Source organism: Candidatus Thiosymbion oneisti, assembly GCF_900092655.1.
GTDB classification, from domain to species: Bacteria; Pseudomonadota; Gammaproteobacteria; order Chromatiales; family Chromatiaceae; genus Thiosymbion; species Thiosymbion oneisti.
The window spans coordinates 1-6,621 of record NZ_FLUY01001763.1; the positions used below are offsets into that span (position 1 = coordinate 1).

Consider the following 6,621-nt stretch of genomic DNA (forward strand, 5'->3'; position numbering starts at 1 on the left):
GCGCCGGAGCGTGAAAGCCAAGCGTGTGAGCAAGCAGATACTATGAACTTGCAACATCGGTCGAAACTAGGTACTAGGGGTTATCCACTAATTCTGTATCTGTAGGTGCACGCTGCCGCGGTAAAAACGGGTGATCTCTCCCCTATTGGTGTCTTTCTGGCTGTTCGGCAGCCTGTTCGGTGACAGTGATTGTCGTATCGACGAGGATCAAGGGATCCGCACCATGCATCGGATCGGCGAGCAGTGGCCTTTGCGCACCGTCGAGGATCCGGTGTCCGATTATGTGCAGCGTATTGGCATGCGCCTGGCCCGGGTCGTGGATCCAGCGATGCGCCAACCTTGGAACTTCTACGTTTTGAGGAATGCCGAGCCGAGTGCCCTTGCTGTCGGCGGCGGGCATTTTGTGATCAGTGATGGCCTCATCGCATTCCTTCGTAACGAATCAGAGCTTGCGGCCGTGCTCGCCCACGAGATCGCCCACCAGGATCTAGGGCACTTCTGTCGGGGATTATCTTCTGCCGTGGAGCGGATCGACCGTGGCACGGTCGTACAGCATTATGATCTGGACGTGGAGATGGAGGCTGACCGGGCAGCGCTCCGTCTACTTTCTGCTGCCGGATTCGCCTCTGGTGCAATGGCCTCGGCGTTGCGTTGTCTGCAGCAATCACCAAGTATCTCCGAACCCCAGTTGCAAAGTCGGATTCTGGCCTTGGAAGTGCACGTGGAAACTCTCTCTGAGGGCGGAGATTCTTCATCCGTGTCCTTTCGCGAGGCACGCCGTCGGGTGGAAGAGGATCTCGGTAACTCGGTGCATCGGGATTGCCGTTGATCGGACGCTGTATTGGAATTGTTCACTTATCACGCTACGTCTTCTATCTACGAAAACAACCGGATATCCCTTTGCCTCGATCCGGCGATACCTGACGCTCGCAGAACTGTCAGCTTTCTCCTGATGAGGCTTGGGTAGGGAAATGATGCATGGGAGTATCCATGTGTTCTTGCGTGATCCGGATTGGTGCCCTTTCTTTGAAGCTCAGTCGGAATTTTTCAGCCAGGCCCTGTATAAAACCGCTTCCGTATTTCTCCAGACGTTTAGCCTCCTGCGCAAGATCGACTCCTTCTCCCCCAAAGTCGATGGACAGTACGCGCATCGTGTGTTCCCTGCCGTTATCGAGCCTCGCATAGACCTCCACGACGCCCCTTCCACTCAAGGACCGGCCTGAGTCGGGAGAAGGTCCGGCAGACATCACGGCATTGACGAGCAGGGCAAACTCCATTTCGGAGATCGATTGCTCATGCTCAGAGATCCAGCCCTCACAGAGCTCCGGGGTCACGCTGGTCTCGTGCCAGAATCCGTCGACGGAGTATGCAACTTCCGAGAATCTTTCAATCAGGAAGTCGGTATCGAGATAAGAGAGCAGTGCACCGCCCTTTGGGCCTTGATCTTTATCGAAGAGCGCTCGGTAAAGCGCCTGGAAGGCTAGTCTGTGATCGATCGGCGTCAGTCGCGCCATATCGAAAATGAAGGACTGGTATTCATCCTCCGTTATCCGGTCCCTAGGAAATCGGCTCCCCAACAAGCTGAGAAAGGCGCGTTGAGACTCGCGCAACCGGTTTACGGAATCCGGAACCTTCGGCTGCAATGCTAAGCGGTCTTCCTCGGAGGCAAAATGCTCCAGCCAGTAGCGCGCGGAACGCAGCCGCTTATGCAGGCTGTCCTTATCCAGCGTGCTTGGACCGGTCGTTGACCTGCGTTTGATCTCTTTCTCGACGTCGATGTGTGGAAGCTGGAGTAAGGCGGTGAGTAACTGGAAACCCACCGGATGATAGGCCGTCGATTGGGGATCGACCTTGATCATCTGCAGCGTCTTTTCCTGCTCGGCCGTTGCTCGCCCCGACAAATGGGATTCCACGAGTCGATCATGTTCATTATAGAGCTTTACCAAATAGTCGCAGTCGGTCGAGAAGTTTACGGCCTTTCTCGGAGGTGTTCTGATCATTAAAAAGCGCAGGACCTCCGGGGGCAGCAAGTCCGCCATTTCCCGCGCGGCAGTCCCCACGGCCTTGGATGAGCTCATCTTGGCGCCGCCGACCAAAAAGAATTCGTAAGGGACATTCAACGGAGGGTTCTCACCGAAGATGCTGCGCAGACATGCGGCCGCAACTTCTCTGGAGCCACCCTTGGTGCAATGGTCTTTACCGGCGCCTTCGATCGTGATGCCGAAGGTATGCCATTTCGCAACCCATTCCAGCTTCCAGGGCAGCTTGCCGTTCCCATCGAAGGGTGAAACCTTCCCGCGGTTCCCGCAACCGGTAGCCCAGGTCACCAGATCCGGCTTGCATTCATAGGAGACCTCCTTGCCGTCATAGTCGGTTACCTCGGTAGCGCCGATTTTTCCGCACTGTTCGCAGATAACCTGAAATGGAAACCAGTTGCTCGCCCGCGCGGCATGACTGACCTCGGCGTAGACCTTGCGGACGATATGGGCATTGTTCAGGATCGCGTCGATGGCTGCGTTGAACCGACCGCAACGATAGAGATCGCGCGTGCGATAGATTTCGGCGCCCACGCCCAGCTCACTGAAGATACCCAGGAACTCCGATATATAGTGATCGGCCAGATCGGTGGCGGAAGATGCTTCCGGCGCGGGAACATTGCATAACGGATATCCCAGGTAATCCTTTAGCCAGGGCTCCGCATCCGCGGGGAGCCCGTCCAATGGATCGAAATCATCGATTCCATAGGAATAGCTCGTATCGAAGCCATGGGACACCAGCGCCCGATAGATCGCATCGTGGATCAACACACCACGCAGGGAACCGACATGTACCCTGCCGGATGGCGTCTTCGAGTCGTTGACGATCTGGGGGCCCGTCAGTTTTTCGATCAGTTTTTCGTTCCACATCGCTTGTTCGGCTCATCCAACTCAGGGGTGAAAATCCAATGCCTGCTCGCCTTGGGCAAAGTAGCGCTCGAGGAATTCGTCGAAACCCATATCGTCGGTTTCCTCCAATTCCCGTTGGCGCTCCCACGACTCTCGGCTCAGGCGCTCGAACAAGGTCTCGTACTCGGTATCGAGCGACGAACCGCGGAATCGGTCACGGTACTGCTGCGAGGTCCGTTGCGCAAAGTCGAAGAAGCTCTCTGCATTGGCCCGCATCTCGGCGAGCATCCTGGCGGAGGGCGTCAGCTCCGGATCGCGTACCTTCTCTTGCTGCCGACGTAGGCTATTGGCACAGGGACCGCCGCTGCCACCGTCCATCAACTCCGCGGCCGGGAGCATGGCATCCAACACTTCCTCCGCCCACTGACGGAGGCGGATGCCGTTTCCATTCCGGTCCAGCTCCAGGGAGGGATCGCGGCCTCGGTGAGCAACTGAGAGCAGGTTCGCATCGATGGCCCGGCGCTCACTCGTACCGATGCGGGGGCTCTCCGTAAGCAGGCAGAACAGCATAAAGGCATCCAGGAAATAGAGTTGCTCCTCGGTCACGCCGAGGGGATGGAAAGCGTTCACATCGAGGGAGCGTAGTTCCAAATAGCCAACACCGCGTTGGCGCAGGGCCAGACTCGGCTTCTCCATCCACCGGGGAGGCTGTTTCGGGCGTACGGGACCATAATATTCGTTCTCGATCTGGAGCAGATTGGCATTGAGCTGCTGGTAGCGCCCACCGACCTTGACACCGATGGCCTGGTAAGCGGGACAGGGGGTCCGGACGGCCCAGGCCAGACTCCGCAGGTAGGCGTCGAGGCTGTCATAGTTCACTTGCATCCCGGTGCCGGCGGCCTTGAGATTCTGATAGCCCCTATCACCCATCCGCAGGGAGGTCGCATAGGGGTAGAAGTAGGTGCTCCGGTCGAACGCCTCAAGATCCGTATTCCGGTTCTGCACAAAGGTCTTGCAGACCGCCGGAGATGCGCCGAAGAGATAGGGAATGAGCCAACCGAACCGCTGGAGATTGCGGATCGACGCCATGTAGGCCTCGGAACGGAAATCTCCCAGCTCCGTGTTGCAGCCTTCCAGCTCCCGATACAGCGGCCAAAAGGTATCGGAAAACGAAAAATTGTAGTGAACGCCCGCGATTACCTGCATGGGGCGTCCGTAACGGTTGCCTAGTCCACGCCGGTACACCGTCTTCATGCGGGCGGCGTTGGAGGTACCGTACCTGGCCAGCGGGATAGGGTCCGCCCCCTCCAGCACGCACGGCATGCTCGTCGCCCATAAGAGCTCGTCACCGAGGTGGTGGTAGACGAAGACATGCAGGCCGTGCAGAAAAGCGAGAACCGCTTGCTTGTCCCGCATCGGCGGCGTAATGGTTTCGAGCAGGGCCTCGGAAAAATCCGTCGTGAGATACGGGTGCATCAAGGCCGATCCGAACACGGTGGGATGGGGCGAGGCGGCGACGGTCCCCGCCGGGGACACCCGCAGCCCCTCCTTTTCCAGACCGATGAAACCGTCCTGCAGGCAGTTACCGAGCGGTGCGCGCGCCAGTCCGGTCAACCGTCTGTCGTAGTTGGTGTAGGGGTCCATTCACCGAAGTGGAAGATTTTTACTTATTGCGATCCATATAACTCTTTACACCGAATCCACCACCGAATCCGCCCAGAAAAACGGCAAACAGCTTGATAGCTTCTTTGTATAAATCTTTGTCGGCTCCAACGAGGAAAACCGTTAGAAAAGTGAAAAGTGCAACAAAAATAACAATATATAATAACGTGAATTTCCTTGACTGCGCTGTATCCTTAAAAGAGCGCTCATCGTCTTTTGCAGCAATCTCCAATATTTTGTCTATATGCTTTTCTGTAATTTTATCTGTCAGAGGATTCGGCATTGGACCGAATCTCCGCGCAGACATCATGCCGATCTCAACTACCTTGCGAGCTTCCGGTGGAAGGTTCTTTAGTAACTCAGGCTCCGGCAGAGCCTTGGGTTCTTTAGGAGCAGAATCGTGCGATTCCTGCTCTGTCCCGTTGTTCTTTTCAGTGAGATCACTTTTGCCTTTTTCTATTTCTTCTGTCATTTCCAGAGCCCTAGTAAATAGTCCATAGGAATCTTGTCTTCCAAGACCCTCTCAACCTTATCTTCTATTTCAGTCTCAATGGTTGCTACTTCAGCTTCAATGAACGCAGCCGATGCCATTTTCATTAATTCATTGAAATCATCATCATCCAGAACCCCATCCCTTCGAAGACGGACTAAGTACTTGACTAGGTTGTGAAACCCCTGAGTGTATTGCCGTCGGAGCTGTTTGGGTGTGAAGCCAAACATAGCCATTAGCTCGGTTCTGCGCAGATTCTTCATTATCACCACTCGCATTATGATTTGGGTCCGGATAACTTCAACATCCGCAACTGCAGCTTCAAGGTTATGTTATGCAAGGAAAAATAAGTATTTCAAGCATTCACACTTCCGAAGTTAAGTTCAAAACGATTATAAGCTATTTTTACGGTGACTATTCAGTTACCCAAGCCATGGCATCGGAGGGCTGCCTTGGAACCTCAGGACGAGGGCCGTGACGTCGATAACTTTATCAGCTTCCAGCCACCAGTCACCGGCTGCCGGTAGGGTAAGTGGGTTATGCCCACTATCGCCGCGACCTGATCCGTGCGGGCCGCGCATAGATTATGATGGAGCAACCGTAGTTAAAGGTACATGTCAGGTCCCGTGTGATTATATACCGAGAAGGAACGATCCTTTGCTGCAAGCCCGAGAAGTTTTACGCTTGCTCGCGGGAGAGGACGCGGAAGGAAACGTGACGGCAAGCGAGGGGCCGGTCGGCAGTGTTTGACCGAGCTCATAGCCTACCCCAATTGAGTTGAGCGATCACACCCATCATGAACATCCAGCTGCACCAGAACGCCCGCACGACCCCGGCCATCCGTCTGGAACTCCAGGCTCAGCCCGCGTCGGTGAGCAACCGGAGGTTGGCGGAAACCTATCACCTCAACCGCCACACGGTAGCGAAATGGCGTCAACGCGAAGGGACAGCCGATGCCTTACACCGTCCGCACCGGCTCCAGGCGACCCTCAGCGCGGCCCAGGAAGCGGTGGTGGTGGCCTTGCGCCAGAGCCTCCTGCTGCCCCTGGACGACCTGCTGGCGGTGACCCGCGAGTTCATCCACGCGGAGGTTTCGCGCTCGGGCCTGGACCGCTGTCTGCGCCGCCACGGCGTGTCGAATCTCAAGGCGCTGATGCCCCAGGAAGAAGGCGCTAAGACACCGGTAAAGTCCTTCAAGGCGTATGCGCCCGGCTTCGTGCACGTCGATGTCAAGTACCTGCCCCAAATGCCCGATGAGGACCACCGGCAGTATCTCTTCGCCGCCATCGACCGCGCCACCCGCTGGGTTTACGTGGAACTCCTCCCGGACAAGTCAGCCGCCGCCGCCAGCGGCTTCCTCAAACGCTTGATCGAGAAGGCGCCGTTTACCATCACCAAGCTCCTCACCGACAACGGCAAGGAATTTACCGACCGCTTTTGTGCCACCGGCCAGCGCCAGCCCACCGGCGCCCACGCTGTTGATCGGGTGTGTGCCGACAACCACATTGAACATCGCCTGATCAAGCCCAGAACCCCGCAGACTAACGGCATGATCGAGCGCTTCAATGGCCGTATCGCTGACGT

6 protein-coding genes are annotated in these 6,621 nt (G+C 56.4%); 2 read left to right on the forward strand and 4 right to left on the reverse strand.

The window, feature by feature from the left end:
- Nucleotides 1–130: 130 nt before the first annotated feature.
- On the forward strand, nt 131–829 hold the full coding sequence (locus BQ17_RS18780) for a M48 family metallopeptidase (protein ID WP_089729737.1): 699 nt from the start codon (nt 131–133) through the stop codon (nt 827–829).
- A 109-nt stretch (nt 830–938) separates the two neighbouring features.
- On the opposite strand, the gene lysS is transcribed toward BQ17_RS18780, so the two are convergent.
- The 4 genes from lysS to BQ17_RS18800 are packed head-to-tail and all read right to left on the reverse strand — an operon-like array spanning nt 939 to nt 5,300.
- The gene (gene lysS / locus BQ17_RS18785; RefSeq protein WP_089729739.1) at nt 939–2,906 is read right to left on the reverse strand and encodes a lysine--tRNA ligase; all 1,968 of its coding nucleotides are present in this window, start codon (nt 2,904–2,906) and stop codon (nt 939–941) included.
- Nucleotides 2,907–2,927: 21 nt separating this feature from the next.
- Complete coding sequence (gene gshA, locus BQ17_RS18790; RefSeq protein ID WP_089729741.1) at nt 2,928–4,529, reverse strand: glutamate--cysteine ligase; 1,602 nt, start codon at nt 4,527–4,529, stop codon at nt 2,928–2,930.
- A gap of 19 nt (nt 4,530–4,548) precedes the next feature.
- Nucleotides 4,549–5,019 (reverse strand): hypothetical protein, encoded by a 471-nt coding sequence (locus BQ17_RS18795; RefSeq protein ID WP_089729742.1) that lies wholly within the window; start codon nt 5,017–5,019, stop codon nt 4,549–4,551.
- On the reverse strand, nt 5,016–5,300 hold the full coding sequence (locus BQ17_RS18800; protein WP_141699374.1) for a hypothetical protein: 285 nt from the start codon (nt 5,298–5,300) through the stop codon (nt 5,016–5,018). Before BQ17_RS18800 ends, BQ17_RS18795 begins: the two co-directional genes overlap by 4 nt.
- A 533-nt stretch (nt 5,301–5,833) precedes the next feature.
- Between BQ17_RS18800 and BQ17_RS18805 the strand changes: the two genes are divergently transcribed.
- On the forward strand, nt 5,834–6,621 hold a 788-nt coding region (locus BQ17_RS18805), incomplete at its 3' end, for a DDE-type integrase/transposase/recombinase (RefSeq protein WP_089729747.1).